The following is a 22,848-nucleotide window of genomic DNA, read 5'->3' on the forward strand; positions in this document are numbered from 1 at the left end:
CCCGCACCCGCACACACCAAGGACTCCTGAATGAACGACGTGTCGGCTTCCCACCGTCTCGTGGCCGGCGCGCCCGACTCCCCGGTGATCCTGCACGTCCCGCATTCCTCGCGGGTCATCCCGGCGGACGTGCGCGGCGGCATCGTGCTCGAAGACGCGGCGCTGGAACGGGAGTTGGACCACATCACCGACGCGCACACCGCCCGGATCGCGGCGACGGCCGCCGAGCGCTGCGCCACCGAGCCCTGGCAGTTCGTCAACCTGTTGTCGCGGCTGGTCGTCGACCCCGAACGATTCCCGGACGACCGGGAGGAGATGCTGGCGGTGGGCATGGGCGCGGTCTACACGCGGACCACGCACAGGGCGGACCTCCGCCCGGCCGACCACGACGGGCAGCCGCTCATCGACCGGTACTTCCACCCGTACGCCGCCGCCGTCACCGACGCCGTGACCCAGCGGCTGGACACCGTCGGACGGGCCGTGATCATCGACGTCCACTCCTACCCGACCGAGCGCCTGCCCTACGAGCTGCACGGAGACGGACCCCGGCCGCCCATCTGCCTGGGCCGGGACGCCTTCCACACCCCGGCCGGCCTCCTGGCCCACGCCGAGAAGGCGTTCGCGGGCTTCGGCGGCACGGGAGTCAACAGCCCCTTCAGCGGTACGTACGTCCCACTGAAGTACTACGGGAACGACGAACGGGTCAGCGCCCTGATGATCGAGATCCGACGGGACGTCTACATGTCCGAGCCGGGCGGCCCGGCCGGCCCCGGCCTCGATACGGTCGCGCACGCGCTCGCCGACCTGGTCGACATGGCGAGCGGGGTAGACACGGGACGCGGCTAGCGCCCACCGGGAACGGGCCAAGAGTCTTCGCGGTGAACGGGAAACGGGTGGTCCCGGCAACGGGAGTGCCGATGGTCCTGCCGATGTTCGGCATGGCGGTCGGCGGGGCCACGGTCTTGGTCGAAGCGTGGTGACCGCCAGGCCGGGAGACCCCGCCCGGAGAAGCCGCTGTCGGATGTGTCCTCTAAGCTCCCGCGCATGAGCGAGGGGGACATGGACAGACGGGTCATCGACGGGCGGTTCCGGCTGGAGTCGCGCCTCGGTGGCGGCGGTATGGGGACGGTCTGGCGGGCCACGGACCTTGTCCTGCACCGGAGTGTGGCCGTCAAAGAGGTGCGGCCGCCGGATGCGGGGCTGGCCGAGTACGACCCTGACGGCGCGCGGATGCTGCGGGAGCGGGTGCTGCGCGAGGCCAGGGCGCTGGCCAGGATCGACCACCCCAATGTCGTGACGATCCATCACATCGTCGACGGTGGCGAGGGCACCTATCCATGGATCGTCATGGAACTGGTCAGCGGCGGATCGCTGGCCGACCGCCTGAGCCGGGGACGGATGGACAGTGCCGAGACGGCCCGGCTCGGACGCGAGGTCCTGGCCGCGCTGCGAGCCGCGCACGACGCGGGCATCCAGCACCGGGACGTCAAGCCCGCCAACGTGCTCCTTCGCCCCGACGGCCGCCCCGTACTGACGGACTTCGGGATCGCGGCGATCCGCGAATCGACGGCTCTCACCGCCACCGGGTCCATCATCGGCACGGCCGACTACATGGCGCCGGAGCGAGTATCGGGCAACGACGGCGGCGCGGCCTCGGACCTGTGGTCGCTGGCGATGATGCTGTACGCAGCCGTCGAGGGCAGGCATCCGCTACGCCGGGGCACGACACTGGCCACACTCGCGGCCGTCCTCTACGAGGAGGTCCCGCCACCGGTGAACGCCGGGCGCCTGGCAGATGTCCTGATGCGCGTACTGGTACGCGATCCTGCAGCGCGTCCGGGTGCCGAGACCCTGGACCGGATGCTGGCGGCCGTGGCGGACACCGAGGCGGCCGTGGTCGACGGTGGAGCGGTCGTGGCCGAGGCCGGAAGGGACACCACCTCCTACCGGCTGACGCCTCCGTCGGCTGCCCCGGCAGCCCCGACCGGCCCGGACGAATTCGGTCCACCGTCCGGGTACGCGACACCGCAGGACGCCGTTCCCTCGCTGCCCTCCGCTTCCGTGCCGTACCCGGGGGCGCCCGCCGGTGCGCCGACCCCCGCCCACCCGTTCCGGCGAAGGCGGTGGACCAAGGTCGTCCTGTCCGCCGCCGCCACAGCGCTCGTCGGTGTTCTGGTATGGACACTGGTGCCGGACGGCGAGAAGTCCGAATCCTCGTCCTCCGGGGCCACCGGGAGCGGGGCGAGGGCGACGCCGTCGACCGTCAGTACGCCGACGTCCAGGCCGTCCGCGGATGCTTCGACGCCCACGCCCCAGAAGACGGACAAGGGAGAAGGCGCTGATCTGCTGACGCCCGACGGCATCCGCACCGCGATCAAGGCGTTCAAGAAGGAGACGGGCAGCGACCTGTTCGGCGATTTCAAGGTGTACCCCGAGCACATCTCCGCTTACGTGATGGTCAAGGGAAGCCGGACCCAGTACGACATGTACACCTACCGTGTCGACCGGGGTTTGGAGAAGGGAATCATCAAGGGCTCGCTGTCCGGGGGAGCCCAGGTGTTCAGCCCGGACGAATTCGACTGGGACACGGTCCCCACGCTGCTCGCCGAGGCCAGGAAGAAACTGAACGTCGACAGCCCCACGAGCCGCTACTTGCTGGTCGAAGGGTCGAACAATGTGTTCGACACCCCCGCCAATATGGCCGTGTACCTCAGCAACGAGTACAACGAGGGCGGCTATCTGGAGGCCGACATCCACGGCAAGGTGACCAAAGTGATGGCCGCCGACGGATGATCCCGGGCCATCATCCGGCCGCATGCGCCGCCCGACCTCAGCGGATGCGATGCCTCTTCCAGAAGGGACCCAGATCCTTGTCCGTCACGGACTGTGCGGCCTTCTTGAAGTCGGCGGTGGTGGAGAGGCCGTACCAGTGGTCGAGGGCGTACCGCTTGAGGAGGCGTGCCATGGTGTCGGCCCCGAGGGACTGTTCGAGGCGGGCCAGGGCGCAGGGGCCCGCCGTGTAGACGAGGTGGTACTCGTCGCGGTGCTGGGACCAGTAGGCCATCGAGTTGGTGAGCGCGGTGCTCCCGCTCGGCCAGTCGTCCGACCAGCAGTCGCTGGTGTCCCAGCCGTAGAAGCGCGCGTTGGCGTACTGGGCGAAGCTCTCGTCCAGCCAGGGCGAGCCGTATTCGTCGTTGCCCACGATGCCGTACCACCACTGGTGGGCCACCTCGTGGACGACGGCGCTGCCCTCCTCGCTGGTCCCGAGGAGGACCAGGCCGGGGTACTCCATGCCGCCGCCGAACTCCTTGGTCATCACCAGGTCGATCTCGCCGTACGGATAGCGGCCGAACTCCTTGCCGAACCGGTCGACGGCGGCGACGCCGTCCTTGCGGTTGAGGCGCACACCCGCGGCGGGCGTGTTCGGTGCCCAGTACGACTTCACGCGTACACCCCCGGGCGAGGTCTCGGTCGCCGTCCGGAACGGGCCAGCCGCCCACGCGAAGTCCCGTACCCGGTGCGCGACGCTGTGTGTGACCGTGCGCCCGGGCTTGCCGGGGCTGGTCCAGGTGCGGCCGGTCGCCGGGACCTTGAGGGCCGAGGGGTGGTCGAGGCGCACCCGGAAGTCGCCCGCCAGTGCGTAGAAGCTCTCCCCGGTCGACACGTACGGATCGAGGTGCCAGCCCTTCGCGTCGTGCACGGCGAGCACCGGCAGCGCGTTGCCCAGGAAGCGGAACGCGCCCTCACGACCGAAGCGGCTGTTGCGCGTGGGCACGGTGATCGACACGTCGAAGGCGACGGCCGCCCGCTCACCGCGCGCGAGCGGCTTCGGCAGGGCGATGCGCAGCGCCGTGCAGTTCACGGTGAGCCCGGCGGCGGTGCCGCCACGCACCTTGGACACCTTGACAGGGGACGGCTTGCCGGGCGTGCCGCACTTGTCGTCTCCGTTGCCCCACAGCCGTACGTACACCTCGTGCAGGGGCCGATCGGAGGCGTTGCGGAACGACACCCGCTGTCGGCCCGTCCAGTGGGAGCCGTCGGCGTCGCCGCGCAGGGTCACGTCGTAGCGACGGCGATCGGGCGTCGCGGCTTTGGAGGTCCCTGTCTCGGCCTCGGCCTTGGGTGCCGTGACGGCATCGGCCGCGGTGGAGCCCGTCGCCACGAGCAGCGCGATCAGGCCAACGAGCAGACGACGACCGGTTCTTGACGACCAGACAGGTAACGACGACATGGCAGCCGATCCTGCCACACCGGTCCGACATTCGCCTGCTCAGCGGAGGCGGTGCATATCCAGTCGATCTCCGGGGAACCGCCGCAGGGCCCGTCGGCGCCTGGACCGAGTCATCTAGGATGACGAGTCGAAGCGCTTGCATGCGTGGAGAGTTGCGTTCAACGCCAGGGAGAACATCCATGGGCGCCGAAGAGGCCGTTCGTACACCTGACGCCAACCCTGTCTTAGATTCCCGGACCGCGGGGCCGACGGTGCCACGTCTGGTGCTGGGCGCGCGGCTGCGCCGACTGCGGGAGGAGCGGCAGATCACCCGTGAGGACGCGGGCGAGGCCATCCGCGCCTCCCAGTCCAAGATCAGCAGAATGGAGTGGGGCCGGCACGGGTTCAAGATGCGTGACGTGTCCGATCTCCTCACTCTCTACGGAGTCACGGACGAGGCCGAACGCGCCACGTTGCTGGCCTTGGCCGAACAGGCCAACACCCCTGGCTGGTGGCAGCCGTTCAACGACGTGGTGCCCGCCTGGATGCAGGCCTACCTCGGGGCCGAACAGGCGGCGAGTCTCGTCCGCTGCTTCGAGGCCCAGGTGGTACCGGACCTTCTGCAGATCCCCGACTACGCCCGCGCCGCCATCCGGCTCACCCGCCCGCACATCTCCGCGGAGGAACTCGACCGGCGGGTCACCTTGCGGATGAAACGCCAGGAGATCCTGCACAGGCAGCGGGCCACTCAGCTCTGGGCCGTGATCGACGAGGCGGCGCTCCGTCGCCCGGTGGGCGGCACCAGCGCGATGCGCGCCCAGCTCCGGCATCTCATCGAGGTCTGCCAACTCCCGCGGGTCACCGTCCAGATCGTGCCGTTCCTCGCCGGTGGTCACCCTGCGGCCGGCGGGCCGGTCACCATCGTGCGCCTGCCCGGCGGTCAACTGCCCGACATGGTCTACCTCGAACAGCTCGCGGGCGCCGTCTATCCCGACAAGCCGGCCGAGACCGAGTACTACTGGGACGTCATGAACCGCCTGGTCGTGAAGGCCGAATCGCCCGACGCGACGTGCGCCATCCTCCATCGCATCCTCCAGGAAACCTGACGCTGCGCCGGGGCCCGGCCCGCCCCGTCAGCGTTTGAGGGCGACGCCTCCGTACTGATGCACCTCCGCCGGGAGCCCCCAGGCCTCGGTGTCAGGACGCCAGCGCGAGCACGAAGTCACGCCCGGCTCAAGCAGTTCCAGGCCGTCGAAGTAGCGCGCGATCTGCTCGGGACTGCGGAGGATGTACGGGATCGAGCCCCCCTCGTTGTACTGCTGTATGGCGTTGAGGTAGGCGTCACTGGTGTTGCTGCTGTCGTACTGCACGAGGTAGCTGCCGGAAGGCAGGCCATCCACCAACTGCCGCACGATCGAGCGTGCCTCGTCATGGTCCTCGATGTGGCCGAGAATGCCCATCAGCATCAGAGCGACAGGCCGGCCGAAGTCGAGCGTCTTCGCGGCCTCGCGCAGGATCGTGCTCGGATCGCGCAGATCGGCGTCGACGTAGTTGGTGACACCGTCGGAGGTGCTGACGAGCAGCGCACGGGCGTGTGCCAGTACCAAGGGGTCGTTGTCGACGTAGACGATCCGGCAGTCAGGGGCCACCCGTTGGGCGATCTCGTGGGTGTTGTCCACATTGGGCAGCCCCGTGCCTATGTCCAGGAACTGCCGGATCCCCTCTTCGGCCGCCAGATGACGCACGGCACGGGCCAGGAAGTACCGGGCGGCACGGGCCCCGGTCTCGATCCCCGGGAAGACCTCGCGGAACGCGTCACCGGCTATGCGGTCGACTTCGTAGTTGTCCTTCCCGCCCAGCCAGTAGTTCCAGATCCGGGCCGACTGCGGCACGGTGGTATCGATCCTGGAGAGTGCCTCCTGGCCGGCGTTCTCTCGTTCATCGGTCATGGACACTCCTGTTGTGTACGTGCGTGTACGTGTGTGAGAACCGCGAAACCGGCGAGTATCAGCCGTGGACGCCCACGCTATTCCCCGAGTCTCGGATCTTGTCCATCCGCAGGCCCAACCTGTCCGTGCTTCGCTGGCCAATGACTTGTTTGTGTTGCTCGGAGGAGCCGAATTTCGGTATTCGGGCCGTCACTTCACAGAACGTGCACAGAAGTTCATCAATCATTTAGGGTTCAAGCGTTACGCTCCCCGGCAGTCGAGTCGTCGACGGTGCCCCACCTGCCGCGGCACTCGCCCCCCAGAGTCACAGGAGACTGGCGTGCACGACGGCGACGTAGTGGTGATCGGCGGCGGCTATGCGGGCGTCCGGCTGGCGAAGCGACTGGACGGCACGGCACGGGTCACGCTCGTGGATCGTAAGGACGTCTTCTTCCACCGCATAGCCTCCCTGCGCGCCGGTGTGCGTCCGGAATGGACGGTCGCTCCGTTCATCCCGTACGACCGGCTGCTGCGCAACGGCCGTGTGGCCGTGGGCAAGGCGGTCCGCGTCGACACCGCCGAACGGCAGGTGGTGCTGGCCACGGGGGAGCGTCTTCCGTACGACGTGGTGGTGATCGCGACCGGAGCCGACTATCCGGAACCGGCCCGTTTCGTCGGCACCACCACCGAGGAGGCGGCCAAGTCGTTCGCCGGACACCAGCAGAACGTCGCCGCCGCCGATCATGTCCTCGTCGTCGGCGGCGGGCCCTCCGGCGTCGAACTCAGCGCCGAGATCCGCCTGGCCCGCCCGGACGCCCGGGTCACGCTCGCCCACTCCGGTCCTGCGCTGCTCCACTGCACGGGCAGCGAGCGGGCCGGGCGCAAGGCCCATGTCTGGCTGGAGTCCCACGACGTGGAGGTGCTGCTCGACTCCTACATGTCCCTGGGCCACGACTTCGGTACCTATCGCGACGCCCGCGGGAGCGTCATCGAGGCCGACCTCGCTTTCTGGGCGACGGGCACCACCCCCAACACGCTCTGGCTGCGCCTGGCCGGGCACGGCGACTGGCTGAACGCGGACGGGCATGTGAAGGTCGACCGGATGCTCCGGGCCGAGGGGCGGCCGGACGTGTTCGCCGTCGGCGACGTGAACGACGCCTGCGATCTCAAGATCACCCCCGCCGCGCTCGCACAGGCGGACCTCGCCGCCCACAACATCCGTGTCTACCTGCGCAGTTCCGGCAGGCACCGCACACAGTCCCGCTCATACCGGGCGATCCATCGCACCCCGCTCATCGTGCCGTTCGGCGAGGCGGGCGGCGTGACCATGCTGCCCGTGCCCGGCGGCGAGACCGCGGTACTCGGCGGCCGTACCACCATGTTGGCCAAGGCCAAGACCCTTATGACCCCTTACATGAGGCGGCAACTCGGGTACACAGCGGCCTGACACGCGACGCCCGGCCCCGGCACACGAACGGCGCCCGGCCCCGGCACACGAACGGCGCCCGGCCCCGACACGCGAACGACGACGCATTGGTGCCACCCGTCGTTCGCTCACAGGTGTGCCCTGAGGTGAGGTAAGGTCCCCACCGTTTCCAACTACCGGCTGATGGTGATCCGGTACGGGGAGTGTCGGAGGGCGGCGAGACGATGGAATCCCGGTTGGGCGATGGCGGATCCGTGGATCTGGACGACACCCGGTTGGAGGCGATGACTCCTGAACCGCTGCTGACCCGGGACTACGAGACACGCCCCTCGCTCGTGTACGAGCGGTTAAGGCAACGTCACGGCCCGGTCGCGCCGGTCGACCTGCTGGGCGTACCTGCCTGGCTGGTCCTCGGCTACCGGGAGGCACTTGACGTGCTCCAGGACGACGACGGTTGGCCGAAGGGTCTGGAGAACTGGCGGGCCCGCTCGGAGGGCCGCGTGCCGGCCGACTGGCCGCTCGGACCGTCTCTCGAGGTCAACCACGTACTGATCCAGGGCGGTCCCGGATACCCGGCGTTGCGGATGGCGTGGGACGCGGCCCTCAAGCCGTTCCAGGACCCGCGCCATCCCCAGGCGAAGAAACTCAAGACGGCCGTCACCGCCTACGCCGACGAACTGATCACTTTGGTGGGGGAGGCCGGCGGAACGGGCCTGGCGGATGTGTCCGCCCAGTTCTCCCGGCCGCTGCCGCTGATGGTGGCCAGCCATCTGCTCGGCTTCCCCGGTTCCCAGGGCGACGACGCGCTGATGGACATGTGGCGGGTCCTGGACGCGGGTCCTGACGCGGAGCCCGCCCTGGAGCGTTTGTTGGCGACGCTGGCGGAGCTGGCGGCGCTGAAGCTGCGGACGCCGGGGGACGACTTTCCCTCGTACCTGCTGGCCGCGCACCCGGACCTCTCGCTCGACGAACTGGCCCGTGAGCTGTTCATGCTGCTGGGCATGACGTCCGACCATGTCGGCATTCTGGTCTCCAACACGGTGGTCGAGGTCCTCTCGGGTGACGGCGGCGCACGTGCCAGTCTGTCCGCCGGGATGGTCAGGGAGACCATGAACCGGGTGGTCATGCGCAAGCCCCCGCTGGTGAACTTCGTGCCGCGCTTCGCGGCCAAGGACACCCCGCTGGGGAACTACACGATCCGGGCGGGCGATCCGGTCTGGGTCTCCTCCGCAGCGGCCCACGCCGACCCGCTCTTCGCCGACAGCGTGGCGCGGAGCACCACGGTCAGCACCCGGGCGCACCTGTCCTGGGGCGCGGGCCGCCGCCAGTGCCCGGCGCGCGAACTCGCCTCGACGGTCGCGGCGGTCGGCGTGAGCCGCCTGTTCGAGCGGTTCGCCCATCTGGAACTCGCCCTGCCCATCGACCAACTCCCGTGGCGTTCCTCGCCCTTCATGCGGGGCCTGCGCTCACTGCCGGTACGGTACGAACTCGCCACGGTGCCCGAGCAGCCGCCGAAGCGGGCGGCCCTGGCGTCAGAGCCCGCCGCTCCGGAGCTGCCGGACCCGTCCGCCCGGCAGCGCTCTTCGCTGTGGAGCTATCTGACAAGCCTGATCGGCCGCTGACACCGGGCCGCGAGCGACGGCCTCAACTCAGGTCGCGAACCGCGCGCCCCATCCTCTCCAGCGCGAGGCGCAGAATGGCCGGCGACGTGGCGAAGTTGAGGCGTACGCAGCCCGCGCCGCCGGTGCCGAAGACGTGACCGGAACTGAGGGCGACGCGGGCTTCGTCGAGGAACAGCTTCGCCGGTCCGGCGAGGTCGGCCACGACGCCGGGGCCGTTGTCCTGGTGACCGTCGTGCAGGTCCAGCCGGGTGCAGTCCAGCCAGGCCAGATAGGTGCCCTCGGGCTGGACGTACCGGATGCCGGGGAGGTGCTCCTCGATGAGCTGTCCCAGCAGGGTCCGGTTCGCGTCGAGCCCGCCCAGGAGCTCGTCGAGCCAGTCGCCGCCCTCCTGGAACGCCGCCGTGTGGGCGAGGACCCCCAGGTGGCTGGGGCCGTGACCGACTTCCTCGGGCATCCGGCGAAGATCGGCGGCGGCCTCCTCGCCCGCGATGGCCAGGGCGGCCTTGAGCCCGGCCAGGTTCCATGCCTTGGAGGCGGACGTCAGGGCGAAGCCGTTCTCGGAGCCGGGCACGCTGAGGAAGGGTGTGAACGTGGCGCCGGGCAGTACGAGCGGGGCGTGGATCTCGTCGGAGACCACGCGGACGCCGTGTCGGCGGGCGAGCGCCGCGATCGCTTCGAGTTCCTGGCGGGTGTGCACGGCACCGGTCGGGTTGTGTGGGTTGCACATCAGAAACGCCGCGCGTCGCCCGTGCCGCCGGGCCCGTACGAAGGCGTCTTCCAGAGCACCGAGGTCGGTACGGAGGTCGGGCCCGAGGGGAGCCTCGATCACCTCGCGGGCGTCGTGGCCGACGAAGGCGTAGAACGGCGGGTAGACGGGTGAGCACACGACGACGGCGTCGCCGGGGTCGGTGATGAGGCGGAGAACCTCGACGATGCCCAGCATGACGTCGGGCACCACGGCCGTGTTCTCGACGCGCAGGCCGCCCCACTGCCAGCGGTCGGCGGCGAATCCGGCCAGGGCCTCGGCGTAGGCGGTTCCGTAGGCGTATCCGGTGTCGCCGATCCCGATGGCCCTGTGCAGCGCGTCGGTGACGCAGGGAGCCAGCGGAACGTCCATCTCCGCCACCCACAGGGGCAGCACGTCCTCCGGATGGGTGCGCCACTTCATGCTCGTACGGCTTCGCAACTGGTGCAGCGGCACCTGCACGAGCGGATCGGTCCGGTCGGCGTCGGCCGTCTCGGCTGCCGCCTTCTTCGTGGTCTCGGTCACGCGGTGCTCCAAAGTCCGGGTGATACGGGCCTGTAGAGGATGGCGGCAGCATGCCGGGCTCAAACGACATGACGGGACTGCCTGAGCGTTAAGGTTCGCCCATGAAAGCAGCGGTGCACAGCCGGTACGGGCCACCCACCGTGATCCGGATCGACGAGGTGGAAAAACCCTCGATCGGGGACCACGACGTACTCGTTCGGGTGCACGCGACGACGGTCAACCGGACGGACTGCGCCTACCGGGCGGCCAAGCCCTTCTTCATGCGCGCACTCACCGGCCTCGCCCGGCCGCGGCGTGCGGTGCTCGGGACCGAGTACGCGGGAGTGGTGGACGCGGTCGGAAGCGGCGTCACGTCCTTCAGCGTCGGCGACCGGGTGTTCGGCTACAACGAGGGCGCGTTCGGAACCCATGCCGAGTACCTGTCGGTTCCGCACGACGGCGCCATCGCGACCATGCCGAACGGCGTGACGTTCGATCAGGCCGCTCCCGGTACCGAGGGCTCGCACTACGCGCTCGCGTTCGTCAGGAAGGCGGATGTCCAGGCCGGGCAGGACGTCCTCGTTCACGGCGCGACCGGCGCCATCGGCTCGGCGGCCGTGCAACTCCTGAAGCATCACGGGGCCACGGTGACCGCGGTGTGCGGCACGGAGAACTTGGACCTGGTGAAGGGGCTGGGCGCGGACCGGGTCGTCGACTACAAGGCTCAGGACTTCACCAGGGACGAGCAGCGCTACGACGCGGTGTTCGACACGGTCGGCAAGAGCACGTTCGGCCGCTGCAGGCGGTTGTTGAAACCCGGCGGGGTGTATCTGTCCTCGGAACTGGGCCCCTGGTGCCAGAACCTGCTCCTCCCGCTCGTCACGCCCCTGTTCCGCGGCAGGAAGGTGCGGTTCCCCTTTCCGAAGCAGGACCAGGAGATGGTGCGGTACTTCCGGGGCCTGATGGAGTCGGGCGAATTCAGTCCGGTCATCGACCGACGGTACCCGTTGGAGCGGATCGTCGACGCCTACCGGTATGTCGAGACCGGGCAGAAGACCGGCAACGTCGTCATCACCGTCGTACCACCGAACTGACCACAGCCGAACGCCCGTTGGCGGCCGGACATCACCGGACCGCACCGGACATCGCGGGGCTGCACCGGACTTCCACGGGTGTGCCGCCGAGCGGGCTCACACCCGCACGGCAGACCCGCGTTCGCTCATCTGCGGCGCGCACAGCACCCGCTTCTTGCGCACGCGCTTCCCCTCGATCGCCGCGACGGTCAGCCGTGCCGCCTCCGCCGCGATCTGGGTCAGCCCCCAGTCCACCGTGGTCAGCGGTGGTGTGAGCACCCGTGACACCGGATGATTGTCGAAACCGACCACGGAGACGTCCCGGCCCACCTCCAGCGAGGCATCCGCCGCCGCCGCGTACACCCCGTACGCCAGCGAGTCCGAGAAACAGAACACGGCCGTCGCCGGGCGGGCCCCGTCCAGGACGCGGCGGGCCACCGCCGTCGCCTCGCCCAACTCCTGGGGGCAGGGCACCAGTTCGGCCAGGAGACCGAGGCGGTCGGCCGCCTCGCGGACATACACGTCGGCGGGACGGTCCGGCGTGCTCGGGCGGGTCGGAGTCAGCACGGTCACCCGGCGGTGGCCGAGTCCGTGCAGATACTCCAGTACGGCGTCGATGCCGGCCCGGTTGTCGAAGATGACCTGGCCGGCCGTGCGAGCCCGGCTCAACGAGTCGCCGACGGCCACCACCGGCAGCGAGTCGGCGATCGCGGCCCAGCCCTTCGCGGAAGGGTTCACCGGAGACACCAGCAGCGCGTCGACCCGCTGGTCGCGCAGTTGCTTGGCGAGGGCCAGTTCACGGTCGGGGTCGCCGCCCGCGTCGAGGATCAGCGCGTAGCGGTCGCCGGCCAGCAGCTCCCGGCCGATGGCCGCCATCAGCTGCTGCTGCCAGAGGTCCTGGAGGTCGCCCGCGAGAACGCCGACCATGCTGGTACGGCCGCTGACCAGTGCGCGGGCGATGGGATCGGCCTCGTAGCCGAGTTCGGCCGCGGCCTGGCGCACCCGCTCCTCGGTCTCCTTCGAGACGTGTTTGCCGCGCAGGGCGTAGGAGACGGCGGCGGTGGAGAGGCCCGTGGCCTCGGCCACCTCCCGAAGGGTGGTGCGCTTATGGGGCCTGGCCATGCCGGGAAGCCTACCGGGACGCGTCCGCATTGTGGGCACGCGGCCCGCCGACGCCGCCGCGATCCCGTCCACACTCCGGGCGCGGCCCCGTCCGTACTCCGGCCCTGCCTCGTCCGTACTCGGGCGTCATTCCGTGCGCGGGCCTCGCATGCCCGTCGACGCATGCTTGACACAGCCGCTTGTTAATCGCTTAAGTTAACCGTATCAGTGAAACGCTTAACAAAGGTTGACCGCTTCTCGTTCCCCTTGCCGGCCCCGAGGACCGCCGCGTGCCCACCGACGTCCACCAGCACATCTGGCCACCCGACTTCATCGAGTTGCTGCGCTCCCGCACGACACCGCCGTACCTCGACGGCCGGCTTCTGCATGTCGACGGCGAACCGCCGTACGAGATCGACCCGGCCGACCACGACATCCCGGCCCGCACGCGTCTTGCCGCAACCGACGGTCTCCGCCTCGCCCTCGTCTCGCTCTCCAGCCCCCTCGGCATCGAGTACCTGCCGCCCGCCGAGGCCGCCCCGCTGCTGGCCGCGTTCCACGACGGAGCCCTCGCGCTCCCGGCCCCCTTCGGCGTCTGGGCCTCTCCCTGCCTGTCGGCACCGGACCCCGAGGCCGTCGAACACGAACTCGGTCGCGGCTGCGTGGGCCTCCAACTACCCGCCACCGCGCTCCTCGACGCGGCCGGCTGGGCCCGGTGCGGACCCCTCCTCGACGTCCTCACCCATCACGGCAAACCCCTCTTCATCCACCCGGGCGCGGCCCAGGCCACCCCCGACGCCCCGCCTTGGTGGCCCGCCCTGGTCCCGTACGTGCACCAGATGCACGCGTCCTGGTTCGCCTTCCGCACCTTCGGCCGCGCCCGCCACCCCCACCTGCGCGTCTGCTTCGCCGCCCTCGCGGGGCTAGCCCCACTCCATGGCGAACGGCTCGCGATGCGCGGCGGAGGGCGGGGCCAGGTCGACTTCGACGCGTTCTACGAGACCTCCTCCTACGGAACTCGCGCCGTGGACGCGGTCGTTCGCGCCGTCGGCATCGACGTGGTCGTCGGCGGCAGCGACCGCCCGTACGCGCCTCCCGTCATCCCCGACCTCGGCGCGGCGGCCGCCGTCCACGCGCTGCGCACCGCCAACCCCGCCCGCCTCCTGTACGGCCGAGACCCAGCCGTGCCCCCGTGGCGGACCCACCCCGAAGGGAGCCACTCATGACGTACGAGTCCCTGCCCGACCGCACCCTCGACAAGCGCGAACTCCAAGCGCTGGTCGACGACCTCGCCACCCGCCCCGACCTCTGGCGCGCCCAGGTCGCCTTCTCCGACGAGCAGCGGCACTACGCGTCCCTGTACCGGGACGAATACGTCGACGTCTGGCTGCTGTGCTGGACCCGGCGGAACGACACCGGCTGGCACGACCACGACATCTCCGCGGGCGCCGTCGGCGTCGTCCAAGGCGCACTCCACGAGTCCAACCCACGCATCGGCGGCAGCCACGTGTCCGTCACCGTCGGAACCGGCGAGTCGTTCTGCTTCGGCCCCGAGCACATCCACCGGCTCACCGGCGCCACCGACGACGCCGTCTCGATCCACGCCTACTCGCCGCCACTGTGGCGCCTGGGCCAGTACGACATCACCGCGGACGGCCTGATGCGCCGGATCTCGGTCTCGTACGCGGATGAGCTGCGCCCGCTGGACACTCCGGCCGCCTGAAGCGGTGGCATGTCAGGGCATCGGCGGGATGCGCTCAGCCGCCGGCCCAGGTGCGCAGTTGGCCGGCGATCTGAGCCACGCCCAGGGTGCCGGTGCCTGTGCCGGCACCGCCGGCGTCCCGGACCAGGGCCACGGCGTCCTTGGGCTGGTAGGTCAGACGATGCCCGTTGAGGGCGAGATAGGCCTCGCACGAGTGCCAGGCGAAGGCCTCGTTGGAGTGCTCAAGGCAGGGAAGCCGCACCAAGGTTTGCAGCAGTGCCGCGGCCTTCAGGTACGGCGAACCGTAGATGTCGCGGTCCATCGCGTGTGCGGTGACGCGTGCGACGGCCGCGTAGAGCGGGCCGTAGTCGTCGACCTGGGGGTCACCGTCGAGGAGCTCGGCCGCGTGCAGCAGGAACTGGAGGTCGAGAGGCTGGGGCTGCGGGGAATCGGACTGCGGGGGATCAGGGTGGCTCACGCGGCGTGGCCCTGCTTGCCCGGCGCCAGCTCACGGCGGGCGAGCCGTTCGGCATTCCGGTGCTCCGCGGACGGGTCGACGGCGCTCGGCTCGGCCGCGAAAGCAGCCCCGGAGAAGGCCATCGAGTTCCGGAAGGCATGGAGGAAGGCCTCCTCGACGGCGGTCGCGCGGGCGTAGGCCGCGGACAGGATGTATTCCTGCAGGCTGACCCCCTCCTTTCGGGCGGCGGCCTCGATGGCGGCCTTCTGCGAGGGGTCCGGGAAGCGCAGGTTCATGGCTTTCGGAGAATTCGACATGGTACCGACGGTACCAGTAGTACCGCCGGTCGTCAGGATCGAGCCGTTCGCGGACCGCACCCACTTCGCGATGAGTTTCGCCGGCGCGATCGGTCTATGCGTACAAGGGCTGTCTGATGCCCTCGGACGCATGGGAGAAGTGATGGGCACCGTGGTGATGCACAGCGTCGTTTCCGTGGACGGCTTCATCGCCGACTCGGACGATCAGGTGGGCCCGCTGTTCGACTGGTACTTCAACGGCGAGGCCGAGCTCGTCGCCGGCGGCACGATGAAGGTCTCCAAGGTCTCGGCCGAGTACGTCCGGCCGATGTGGGCGGGCATCGGGTCGATGGTGATCGGGCGTCACCTCTTCGACATCACCAACGGCTGGGAGGGGGCGCCGCCGGCCGGCGAACACGTGGTTGTGGTGTCGCACCGGCCCAAGCCCGACGGGTGGCACCCCGAGGCGTCATACCACTTCGTCGGCGATGTGGCACAGGCGATCGCGAAGGCCCAGGAACTCGCGGGGGAGCGCACCGTCGCCGTGGCGGCGGGCGAGGTCGGCGGGCAGGCGTTCGCGCTCGGTCTGGTGGACGAGGTGGCGATGGATGTGGTGCCTGTGGTCTTCGGCTCGGGCAAGCGGTACTTCGGGTCGGCCGACGGCCGCCATCTGCTGGAGGATCCGCACACGGTGATTCAGGGCGACCGGGTGCTGCACCTGCTCTATCGAGTCCGCCGCGCTTGGTCATAGACGGGGGCCGGGCCACCGATCACGCCTTGCTCAGCTCGGTGGCACGGGCTAACGTGTAACCAAATGGTTGTACGTAATGAATCCGCCGACCGAGCCGATCGCCTCTTCCATGCTTTGGCTGATGCGACGCGGCGCGAGATCGTGTCCCTCACCCTGGCCGGTGAGTACTCGGTCTCGGACCTCGCCCGGCGGTTCCCGATGAGTTTCGCGGCCGTGCAGAAGCATGTGGCGGTCCTGGAACACGCCGGGCTGGTCACCAAGGAGCGCCGAGGACGGGAGCAGCGAGTGCGAGGCAGCGCGGATTCGCTGAACGAGGCCCATCGGCTGCTGGACCAGCTGGCGGAGGTGTGGCGAGGACGCATCGACCGGATCGGCACGATCCTCGCCGACACCGACACCGACACCGACACCGACACCGACACCGATCCTGACTCCGGACAAGGCAAGGAGCACTGACATGACTGTGATCGACGTTCAGAAGAACCCTGAAGCCCTCGCGCTGACGCTCACCGCGCGGTTCGACGCGCCGCCGGCGCGGGTGTGGCAGGTCTGGCAGGACCCGCGCCAGCTGGAGCGGTGGTGGGGCCCGCCGACCTACCCCGCGACCGTTGTCGACCATGACCTGGTACCGGGCGGCGCTGTCACGTACTTCATGACCGGGCCGGAAGGCGACAAGCACTTCGGCTGGTGGCGCATCCTGTCCGTCGACAGCCCGCACCGGCTGGAGTTCGAGGACGGCTTCGGCGACGACTCCGGGCGCCCCAACCCGGACATGCCCACCATGAACGTCCGTGTGCGGCTCACCGCGGAGGGCGAGACGGCCACCCTGATGACGGTCGAGAGCACCTTCCCCACACCCGAGGCGATGGAACAGCTGATGTCCATGGGCGCGGACGAGGGCATGTCCGCGGCCATGGGCCAGATCGACGCCCTGCTGGCCGACAGCACTGCCTGACGGGGAGATCCGCCGTGCCTTCGCGCACCCCCGCGGACAGCGGTTCGTGAGGGTGCGCGGGGGTGCGCCGGGCGTCGGCGGCAGTCAGCGGCTGCGGCCCGTGCCCCGCGGCCGCTCTCCGTGCGGGTGGTTCACGGTTCGGTCGGCACGCAGAGGACCGGGACGGTCGACAGGTGCAGGAGCTTGTGGGGAGTCGAGCCCAGCAGCGCCCCGCGCATCGGGCTCTCACCCCAGCTGCCCACCACGATGCACCTCGCCTCATGACTCGACGCGGCATCGATCAGCGCCTGGGCCGGCTTCTGGTCGATGATTTCGACGGTGGTCCGTACGCCGGCCTCGTCGGCCACCCTGACAGCGTGATCGAGCGCGACGCGTCCGGCCTCGCGGACGGCTTCCTGGTGAGCCCCGTACTCCTCGCCCATGGCCCCCGGGGCCGCCGCGCCGTAGACCAGAACGAGGGGCTCGTCGAACGCGGCGGACACCTCGATCGCGACCCGCAGTGCGCGTGCCGCGCCCGGGGACTCGTCGTATCCGAGGACGACCGACATCTCAGGACTCCTTGCCGTGGACGAGGTCGGCGTCGACCACACCTGGGCGTTCCGACCAGAACACCGGCGACATCAGCCGCCATACGACCATGAGCACCACACCCGCGAGGGCGATGCCGATGCCGATGACGAGTGGGGGACCGAGGCCGAACCACGAGACACCGCTGTAGGAGTTCGCGGGGTCGGACATGTCCGAGACCGATTCCACCAGCAGCCACGCCAGCAGTCCGGCGCCGACCAGGGGACCCAGGCCGATGAGTACGAAGAAGCGGACGCTCTCGGTCAGAAGGCGGCGGTAGTAGACCGCGCAGGCGACGCCGGTGAGCGCGTAGTAGAACGCGATCAGCAACGACAGCGCGGTGAGCGAGTCGAAGAGGGCGTTGGTGCTGATCTGGTTGACAACGAGATACCAGACGATGGCGATGCCGGCGACCCACCACGTACTCACGTCGGGGGTGCGGAACCGCGGGTGGATGCGAGCGAACTGCGCGGGCAGCGCGTGCCGGCGCGCCATGGACAGCGCCGTGCGCGACGCCGGGATGATCGTCGTCTGCGTCGATGCCAGCGCGGACGTCGACACCGCCAGCAGGACGACCCAGTCCCAACTGCCCATCACCTCGCCGGCGAGCAGGGCGAAGATGAACTCCTCCTCGTCGGCGTTCTCGGCCAGGTAGGCCGTTCCGGCGTAGGCGACGACCGCGTAACCGACCGACACATAGGTCACCAGCAGCACGACCGTCGACCAGACGCCCGCCTTGCCCGGAGCGGTGGCGGAGTTCTCGACCTCCTCGGTGAGATTGACCGCCGACTCCCAGCCCCAGTAGATGAACACGCCCAGCAGCAGGGCACTTGTCAGCGTCGCGCCTCCGGCGCCGAAGGGGTTCAGCCAGTCGAGGGCCGGTTTGACGGAATCGAAGTCGGTCGTGCCGGCGTACACCCGGTAGAGCGCCACCACGACGAAGGCGAGCAGGCAGGCGACCTGCGCGAGGATGAGGACGTTCTGCACCTTGGCCGACACCTCTGTGCCGATGACGCACAGCGCCGTCATCACGAGGATGAGCAGTACCGCGAGCAACTGGCGTACGAAGTCGTTGTCGACCCAGCTGTCGAGGCCGAAGGCGAGCAGGGCGAAACTCACGGCGACGTCCGCCAGCGACCCGACCACCAGGACTCCGGTCATCGCGATGGCCCAGCCGCCGAGCCAGCCGGTCCACGGTCCCATGGCCCGGGTGACCCACGAGAAGGTCGTACCGCAGTCCTGGTCGACCTTGTTGAGGTAGTAGAACGCCGAGGCGATAAACAGCATCGGCACGAACGACGCGACCATCACCCCAGGGGCGTAGATGCCCACCAGTGCCACGATCGGACCGATGACCGCGGCCAGCGAGTACGCCGGGGAGGTGGCGTTGAGACCGATGACGAGTGCGTCGACGAACCCGATGGCATTGGCCTTCAACCCGTCAGGGGGGCGTGCGTCCGCAATGTCGTTGGCCATGTTCCCTCGCTCCGGTTGTGAGTGAATCCATACAACAGGGCGTTATGGAACTTTTTACGCTATTAAGGGCCGCTCGGATACGCATGTCACCTGGGCAGGCTTCCAACGGCGGTGTCCTCGCGCATGCCCCACGGCGAACCGTATTCCGTCAGCAGGTCGAGGAACGGCCGGGGAGGCAGTGCCTCGGGGCCGAGCACTCCGCTGCCGTGCCAGGCTCCTGACGCGATGAGTTCGAGAGCGGCCACGGGGTTGATCGCGGTCTGCCAGACCACGGCCTGGGAGCCGTACTCCCGCATGGACCACTGGTTGTCGACCACGTGGTAGAGGTACACCTCCCGAGGTCGGCCGTCCTTGGTGCCCTTGACCCAGGTGCCCGCGCACGTCTTGCCGTGCATACGGTCCCCGAGACCGGCGGGGTCGGGCAGACAGGCGGCGACCATGTCCCGCGGGGAGACAGCGACCTTGCCGGTACTGGCACTTGGACCGTCGCTGGTGCTGCCATTCACGGTGACCGGGTCGGTGCGGTCCAGGCCCAGTTTGTGCAGGGTCTGGAGGACGCCGATGAACTCGTCGCCGAGACCGTACTTGAAGGTGACCCGCCCGGCCTTCAACCACCGTGGGACGAGCAGCACTTCCTCGTGTTCGACGTTGACGCACTCCACCGGCCCGATGTCCTCCGGGAAGTCGAAGACCTCCGGTTCGCTGAAGGGAGGCGTGGTGAACCAGCCTCGTTCCGCCTCGTAGACGACCGGCGGGTTCAGGCACTCCTCGATCGTCGTCCAGATGCTGAAGGACGGGGCGAAGTCGTATCCGTCCACGACCAGGTTGGCGCCGTCGCGGATGCCGATCTCCTCGATCTCGTCGAAGAGGACGTCGGCGGCGTACCGGGCGAAGACGTCCGACAGGCCCGGCTCCACACCCATGCCGACCAGCGCGAGCCGCTCCGCCGCCTCCCACTCGGCGGACCGGGCGAACTGCGCGTCGCCCAGTTTGACGCCGCACTCTTCGTAGGGGCGGGTCGGGTGCGGCCGGGACAGGGACATCGCCATGTCCAGGTAGTGGGCGCCATGGGTGAGTGCCGCGTCGAACAGCGGCAGCACGAAACGGGGGTCGGTCGCGTTGAGCAGGACATCGCAGTGGTGCTCGGCCAGGGCGGCCCGTGCACCGGCCGTGTCCGAGGCGTCGAGCCGCGCCGCCGTGAACCGGCGCTCGTCCTCGCCGAACGCCGCGACAGCGGACTCGGCCCGCGCCAGGTCGTAGTCGGCGACGACCATGTGCTCGAAGAACGAACGACGGGCCGCGATCCTGGTGATGGCGGTGCCGACGCCTCCCGCTCCGACCAAGAGGACTCGCATGGCGCAGCACTCCTTCGTCCCGCTGTCGCAGGGGGAGCCCCTGCCTGTTCGGTGGGCCAGGACGATATCAGCGGCTGTGTCCCTGGATCGCTGCCGCGCCGCGCGGGGTTGAACGGGGCGTGGCAGCGATCTGGGCGGCGGGGCGCTGCGGGCCTGGACTTCGATGGCCAGGGGTGCGGCGGTGAACATCGAGGAGTACGTGCCCACGACGATGCCGGTGAGCAGGGCGAGGGCGAAGCCGGTCAGGGAGTCTCCGCCCAGCAGGGTGAGGGCCGAGAGGAACACTCCGTCGATCGGCTTGCCGAGCCAGGCGAAGACACCGACGAGGATCTGGGCGTCGTGGGCCATCGCGGCGACCGCGGAGGTGCCGAAGGTCCAGCGGAAGCGCACCGCGAGATACAGCAACTGGGCGGCCAGGGCCGAGGCAAGGTGGTGTACTCCATGAGCCGTCCGCTGGTGAACTCGACGCCGAAGTTCAGCCCCCGGAGTGCGATGCCCGAGGTGGCCAGGACGAGGGCGACGCCGGGCGCGGCCGGCCAGGTGCGCCGACGGCGCATCAGGTCGGGATTGCGGCTGACCAGCCAGTCGCGGACTCTCCCGGTGTCCGCGATGCCGGTGAGAAGGGGACGGCGTCGTACGGATCGACGGGCCACGGCGTGGTCGGCGAGGGCGCGCGTGATGACCGGAGCGCTGAGCATGGAGGCGAGAACGCCGACGCCCAGGGTGACGCCGAAGCCACGGACAGGTCCGGAGGCGAGGAAGCGCTCGGGACGGTGCGGATGGCTCCGGTCCGGGACTTCCTCAGCCGTCGTTCGTGTCGTCGTCGGGAACCCAGCGCAGTACGTCACCGGGCTGGCAGTCGAGTGTGCGGCAGATCGCGTCGAGGGTCGTGAACCGCACCGCCTTCGCGCGGCCGTTCTTCAGTACGGCGATATTGGCGGGCGTGATGCCGACGGCGGCGGCGAACTCGCCGACCGACAGGTTGTGTCTGGCGAGCTGGACGTCGAGGTCGACGATGATCGCCATCAGACGACCGCGGCGATCTCGGTCTGCAGATCCGTCGCCTTGCGCAAGAGGCCTCGCATGATGACGGTGAGCATCGCGAACGCCGCTCCCACGCCGGCGCTCGTGATCGCGGCGCCCAGGGCGCTCAGTTCCTCCATGCCGTCGTCGGGGGACGGAATGTCGGCCACGAAGAGATGTCCGACGACCCCCATCGCCAGCAGCGTCGCCACGACGGAGGATCCGATGACGATGTCGACCCACCGGAAAGCCAGCGGTGAGAAGATCGCGCCGCGTCGGACCATGGCGAGCAGCATCCACACTGCGACGAGGGCGACCTGGACACAGGCGACGCCGACGATCGCCATCGTCACGTAGGGCGTGGCGAACGGGGCGTAGGGAGGAAAACGGTCGACCTCGTCCGCCGCCGTCGTCGGAATGACTACGATCTGGCCGAAGAGACCGACCAGGATCGCTGCGACGATACAGGCCCGGAGCGCGGCTATGAAGAGACGATGCATGCATCGATTATCGATTGATGTCGATCGAAAAGCAATCGGTCTCGTCCGGGTCTGACGACGTTGCAGGTCGAAGTCGATCTCTCGCATCGGATTCGGACGGGAACTCACCCGGGAGGTGCGCCCTGTCGAGAGGACCTGGGTGGCGGATGGCGGGCCTGGCGGGTCTCGCCTTGACACGGCGCTCCTTTCGGCGGCGGCGTCCCGCCGTACGTCCGATGCCCGATCTGCTCGAGCCGTGGGAGGAGGAGGTCGACGAGCATGCCGCGCGCGTCCAGGTACTCACCGGGATCCGCGGGTTCCCGTATCGTCCGCGCCGAGCCGAGGACGTGCCCGGCGATGCACTCGCGGCACTTCGGCGGGCCGTTGGGATCAGGGGGGTCGAGGACCTGTTCGTCGTTCCTGCCCAGGCCCGGCCCGGCCGCCTCGGAGGCGGCCGCCGGCAGATTCTGACGCCTGCCAGTGTGCTTGGGTTCGGACCCGGTGGTGTGGCGATGTGGGTCGGGGCCCCTGCCCTCCCCGGAGTCCGCGTGGTCCTCCGTCCGGAGCAGGTGGCCGCGATCGAGACCGCGCACATCCTGCTGTACGCCCGGCTGACGATCCTTGCCACCGACGCGCGGCTGAACATCCATTACAACGCCGTCGCCGACCACGAACTGCGCCCTTTGCTGCTGTCCCTGCGTCGCCGTGTCGCCGGCACCGAACTGGAACTGCCCGCCGCTCCCGGGCCGGACGTCGGGTTGCCGTACAAATGGCGACGACTGCTCACCTCAGGTGTGGCAGGCCTGGACGATGGCGATCCGGTTGCCGCGGTTGCCGGTGCTCTGCCCGTGCCCCGGTGGGCCGAAGCCGCGTACGCCGCCGTGGTGCTCACGTCCCGTGAGCTCGTCGTTCTCGCGGACCCCGTACACGCCGAGGGGGCCAGTGGCCGCCATGGCGTGGACACCCATTGCATTCCCCGCGCGAGGATCGAGCAGATACGCGCGGACGGTCAGCTCCTGCGAGTCCGGGTCGGTGGAGCCGACCTCCAGCTGCCGTTGGGTGGAGAACTGGCTGTCCGGGTCGTCCATGCATTCGCTCGGTACCTCCCTACCGCTCAGTAGTTCTCGGCGGACGCGGGCGCGTCCCGTGGTGAGCGAATGAGTGAGCGCGCGGGTGCT

The 22,848-nt window shown here is 69.4% G+C and carries 23 protein-coding genes and 1 pseudogene; 12 read left to right on the top strand and 12 right to left on the bottom strand.

Translation table 11 applies throughout. The annotated features are described in order from the left end of the window. The first annotated feature begins 30 nt into the window (after positions 1-30). Positions 31-846: an N-formylglutamate amidohydrolase gene (locus OHA11_RS46080; protein WP_266508397.1), complete on the top strand. Its 816-nt coding sequence runs from the start codon at positions 31-33 to the stop codon at positions 844-846. Positions 847-1,044: 198 nt separating this feature from the next. Next, on the top strand, positions 1,045-2,793 hold the full coding sequence (locus OHA11_RS46085; RefSeq protein WP_266508398.1) for a serine/threonine-protein kinase: 1,749 nt from the start codon (positions 1,045-1,047) through the stop codon (positions 2,791-2,793). Between the two features lie 37 nt (positions 2,794-2,830). Here the strand turns inward: OHA11_RS46085 and OHA11_RS46090 are convergent, their stop codons facing one another. After that, the gene (locus tag OHA11_RS46090; RefSeq protein ID WP_266508400.1) at positions 2,831-4,231 is read right to left on the bottom strand and encodes a M1 family metallopeptidase; all 1,401 of its coding nucleotides are present in this window, start codon (positions 4,229-4,231) and stop codon (positions 2,831-2,833) included. Between the two features lie 179 nt (positions 4,232-4,410). Between OHA11_RS46090 and OHA11_RS46095 the strand changes: the two genes are divergently transcribed. Further along, on the top strand, positions 4,411-5,316 hold the full coding sequence (locus tag OHA11_RS46095) for a helix-turn-helix transcriptional regulator (RefSeq protein ID WP_266508402.1): 906 nt from the start codon (positions 4,411-4,413) through the stop codon (positions 5,314-5,316). Positions 5,317-5,343: 27 nt separating this feature from the next. On the opposite strand, the gene OHA11_RS46100 is transcribed toward OHA11_RS46095, so the two are convergent. Beyond that, entirely contained in the window at positions 5,344-6,159 is an 816-nt protein-coding gene (locus OHA11_RS46100; protein ID WP_266508403.1) for an SAM-dependent methyltransferase, read from the bottom strand. A gap of 319 nt (positions 6,160-6,478) precedes the next feature. Here OHA11_RS46100 and OHA11_RS46105 point away from each other — a divergent pair, with 319 nt between their 5' ends. Together OHA11_RS46105 and OHA11_RS46110 are read left to right on the top strand one after the other, a co-directional pair. Further along, a complete protein-coding gene (locus tag OHA11_RS46105) occupies positions 6,479-7,585 on the top strand; it encodes an NAD(P)/FAD-dependent oxidoreductase (protein WP_266508404.1) in 1,107 nt (368 codons plus the stop codon). A gap of 203 nt (positions 7,586-7,788) precedes the next feature. Continuing rightward, on the top strand, positions 7,789-9,186 hold the full coding sequence (locus OHA11_RS46110; RefSeq protein WP_266508406.1) for a cytochrome P450: 1,398 nt from the start codon (positions 7,789-7,791) through the stop codon (positions 9,184-9,186). A gap of 22 nt (positions 9,187-9,208) precedes the next feature. Here the strand turns inward: OHA11_RS46110 and OHA11_RS46115 are convergent, their stop codons facing one another. After that, complete coding sequence (locus tag OHA11_RS46115; protein WP_266508408.1) at positions 9,209-10,456, bottom strand: MalY/PatB family protein; 1,248 nt, start codon at positions 10,454-10,456, stop codon at positions 9,209-9,211. A gap of 101 nt (positions 10,457-10,557) precedes the next feature. Here OHA11_RS46115 and OHA11_RS46120 point away from each other — a divergent pair, with 101 nt between their 5' ends. Beyond that, a complete protein-coding gene (locus OHA11_RS46120) occupies positions 10,558-11,529 on the top strand; it encodes an NAD(P)-dependent alcohol dehydrogenase (RefSeq protein ID WP_266508410.1) in 972 nt (323 codons plus the stop codon). Positions 11,530-11,625: 96 nt separating this feature from the next. Here the strand turns inward: OHA11_RS46120 and OHA11_RS46125 are convergent, their stop codons facing one another. Beyond that, a complete protein-coding gene (locus tag OHA11_RS46125; RefSeq protein WP_266508411.1) occupies positions 11,626-12,630 on the bottom strand; it encodes a LacI family DNA-binding transcriptional regulator in 1,005 nt (334 codons plus the stop codon). A gap of 269 nt (positions 12,631-12,899) precedes the next feature. Between OHA11_RS46125 and OHA11_RS46130 the strand changes: the two genes are divergently transcribed. Further along, positions 12,900-13,835 (top strand): amidohydrolase, encoded by a 936-nt coding sequence (locus OHA11_RS46130; protein WP_266508413.1) that lies wholly within the window; start codon positions 12,900-12,902, stop codon positions 13,833-13,835. Then, complete coding sequence (locus OHA11_RS46135) at positions 13,832-14,332, top strand: cysteine dioxygenase family protein (RefSeq protein WP_266508415.1); 501 nt, start codon at positions 13,832-13,834, stop codon at positions 14,330-14,332. Before OHA11_RS46130 ends, OHA11_RS46135 begins: the two co-directional genes overlap by 4 nt. Positions 14,333-14,366: 34 nt before the next feature. Here OHA11_RS46135 and OHA11_RS46140 read toward each other — a convergent pair whose 3' ends face one another. Both OHA11_RS46140 and OHA11_RS46145 read right to left on the bottom strand, forming a co-directional pair. Continuing rightward, on the bottom strand, positions 14,367-14,789 hold the full coding sequence (locus tag OHA11_RS46140; RefSeq protein WP_266508417.1) for a fic family toxin-antitoxin system, toxin component: 423 nt from the start codon (positions 14,787-14,789) through the stop codon (positions 14,367-14,369). After that, positions 14,786-15,085 carry a DUF1778 domain-containing protein gene (locus OHA11_RS46145; protein ID WP_266508419.1) on the bottom strand — a complete coding sequence of 100 codons (300 nt, stop codon included), beginning with the start codon at positions 15,083-15,085 and terminating at the stop codon, positions 14,786-14,788. Before OHA11_RS46145 ends, OHA11_RS46140 begins: the two co-directional genes overlap by 4 nt. Before the next feature lie 142 nt (positions 15,086-15,227). Between OHA11_RS46145 and OHA11_RS46150 the strand changes: the two genes are divergently transcribed. The 3 genes from OHA11_RS46150 (at position 15,228) to OHA11_RS46160 (ending at position 16,770) form a co-directional block, all read left to right on the top strand. Beyond that, positions 15,228-15,815 (top strand): dihydrofolate reductase family protein, encoded by a 588-nt coding sequence (locus OHA11_RS46150; RefSeq protein WP_266508662.1) that lies wholly within the window; start codon positions 15,228-15,230, stop codon positions 15,813-15,815. Positions 15,816-15,878: 63 nt separating this feature from the next. After that, positions 15,879-16,271: a helix-turn-helix transcriptional regulator gene (locus tag OHA11_RS46155; protein ID WP_266508420.1), complete on the top strand. Its 393-nt coding sequence runs from the start codon at positions 15,879-15,881 to the stop codon at positions 16,269-16,271. A gap of 1 nt (position 16,272) precedes the next feature. After that, positions 16,273-16,770: an SRPBCC domain-containing protein gene (locus OHA11_RS46160; protein ID WP_266508422.1), complete on the top strand. Its 498-nt coding sequence runs from the start codon at positions 16,273-16,275 to the stop codon at positions 16,768-16,770. Between the two features lie 131 nt (positions 16,771-16,901). Here the strand turns inward: OHA11_RS46160 and OHA11_RS46165 are convergent, their stop codons facing one another. From OHA11_RS46165 to OHA11_RS46190, 6 genes and pseudogenes are all read right to left on the bottom strand, one after another. Next, positions 16,902-17,318, bottom strand: a complete 417-nt coding sequence (locus OHA11_RS46165) for a universal stress protein (RefSeq protein ID WP_266508423.1) — start codon at positions 17,316-17,318, stop codon at positions 16,902-16,904. A gap of 1 nt (position 17,319) precedes the next feature. After that, the gene (locus tag OHA11_RS46170) at positions 17,320-18,813 is read right to left on the bottom strand and encodes an APC family permease (RefSeq protein ID WP_266508424.1); all 1,494 of its coding nucleotides are present in this window, start codon (positions 18,811-18,813) and stop codon (positions 17,320-17,322) included. Between the two features lie 86 nt (positions 18,814-18,899). Next, on the bottom strand, positions 18,900-20,168 hold the full coding sequence (locus OHA11_RS46175) for a saccharopine dehydrogenase family protein (protein ID WP_266508663.1): 1,269 nt from the start codon (positions 20,166-20,168) through the stop codon (positions 18,900-18,902). A gap of 156 nt (positions 20,169-20,324) precedes the next feature. Next, a pseudogene (locus tag OHA11_RS46180) lies at positions 20,325-20,929 on the bottom strand (hypothetical protein); the annotation flags it as partial. 40 nt (positions 20,930-20,969) lie between these two features. Continuing rightward, the gene (locus tag OHA11_RS46185; protein WP_143641626.1) at positions 20,970-21,194 is read right to left on the bottom strand and encodes a helix-turn-helix transcriptional regulator; all 225 of its coding nucleotides are present in this window, start codon (positions 21,192-21,194) and stop codon (positions 20,970-20,972) included. Then, on the bottom strand, positions 21,194-21,691 hold the full coding sequence (locus OHA11_RS46190) for a DUF2975 domain-containing protein (protein ID WP_266508427.1): 498 nt from the start codon (positions 21,689-21,691) through the stop codon (positions 21,194-21,196). Before OHA11_RS46190 ends, OHA11_RS46185 begins: the two co-directional genes overlap by 1 nt. A 215-nt stretch (positions 21,692-21,906) precedes the next feature. On the opposite strand from OHA11_RS46190, the gene OHA11_RS46195 reads away from it, so the two are divergent. Then, the gene (locus OHA11_RS46195) at positions 21,907-22,791 is read left to right on the top strand and encodes a hypothetical protein (protein ID WP_266508428.1); all 885 of its coding nucleotides are present in this window, start codon (positions 21,907-21,909) and stop codon (positions 22,789-22,791) included. The last annotated feature ends 57 nt before the right edge of the window (positions 22,792-22,848 follow it).

The sequence above is a fragment of the Streptomyces sp. NBC_00878 genome, from assembly GCF_026341515.1.
Lineage (GTDB): Bacteria > Actinomycetota > Actinomycetes > Streptomycetales > Streptomycetaceae > Streptomyces.

Bases quoted from the DNA above. Each gene is read 5' to 3' on its own strand.
- OHA11_RS46080 (WP_266508397.1), top strand. From the start codon at position 31: ATGAACGACGTGTCGGCTTCCCACCGTCTCGTGGCCGGCGCGCCCGAC.
- OHA11_RS46085 (WP_266508398.1), top strand. From the start codon at position 1,045: ATGAGCGAGGGGGACATGGACAGACGGGTCATCGACGGGCGGTTCCGG.
- OHA11_RS46090 (WP_266508400.1), bottom strand. From the start codon at position 4,231: ATGTCGTCGTTACCTGTCTGGTCGTCAAGAACCGGTCGTCGTCTGCTC.
- OHA11_RS46095 (WP_266508402.1), top strand. From the start codon at position 4,411: ATGGGCGCCGAAGAGGCCGTTCGTACACCTGACGCCAACCCTGTCTTA.
- OHA11_RS46100 (WP_266508403.1), bottom strand. From the start codon at position 6,159: ATGACCGATGAACGAGAGAACGCCGGCCAGGAGGCACTCTCCAGGATC.
- OHA11_RS46110 (WP_266508406.1), top strand. From the start codon at position 7,789: ATGGAATCCCGGTTGGGCGATGGCGGATCCGTGGATCTGGACGACACC.
- OHA11_RS46120 (WP_266508410.1), top strand. From the start codon at position 10,558: ATGAAAGCAGCGGTGCACAGCCGGTACGGGCCACCCACCGTGATCCGG.
- OHA11_RS46125 (WP_266508411.1), bottom strand. From the start codon at position 12,630: ATGGCCAGGCCCCATAAGCGCACCACCCTTCGGGAGGTGGCCGAGGCC.
- OHA11_RS46135 (WP_266508415.1), top strand. From the start codon at position 13,832: ATGACGTACGAGTCCCTGCCCGACCGCACCCTCGACAAGCGCGAACTC.
- OHA11_RS46145 (WP_266508419.1), bottom strand. From the start codon at position 15,085: ATGTCGAATTCTCCGAAAGCCATGAACCTGCGCTTCCCGGACCCCTCG.
- OHA11_RS46150 (WP_266508662.1), top strand. From the start codon at position 15,228: ATGGGCACCGTGGTGATGCACAGCGTCGTTTCCGTGGACGGCTTCATC.
- OHA11_RS46155 (WP_266508420.1), top strand. From the start codon at position 15,879: ATGGTTGTACGTAATGAATCCGCCGACCGAGCCGATCGCCTCTTCCAT.
- OHA11_RS46160 (WP_266508422.1), top strand. From the start codon at position 16,273: ATGACTGTGATCGACGTTCAGAAGAACCCTGAAGCCCTCGCGCTGACG.
- OHA11_RS46165 (WP_266508423.1), bottom strand. From the start codon at position 17,318: ATGTCGGTCGTCCTCGGATACGACGAGTCCCCGGGCGCGGCACGCGCA.
- OHA11_RS46170 (WP_266508424.1), bottom strand. From the start codon at position 18,813: ATGGCCAACGACATTGCGGACGCACGCCCCCCTGACGGGTTGAAGGCC.
- OHA11_RS46175 (WP_266508663.1), bottom strand. From the start codon at position 20,168: ATGCGAGTCCTCTTGGTCGGAGCGGGAGGCGTCGGCACCGCCATCACC.
- OHA11_RS46185 (WP_143641626.1), bottom strand. From the start codon at position 21,194: ATGGCGATCATCGTCGACCTCGACGTCCAGCTCGCCAGACACAACCTG.
- OHA11_RS46190 (WP_266508427.1), bottom strand. From the start codon at position 21,691: ATGCATCGTCTCTTCATAGCCGCGCTCCGGGCCTGTATCGTCGCAGCG.
- OHA11_RS46195 (WP_266508428.1), top strand. From the start codon at position 21,907: ATGCCCGATCTGCTCGAGCCGTGGGAGGAGGAGGTCGACGAGCATGCC.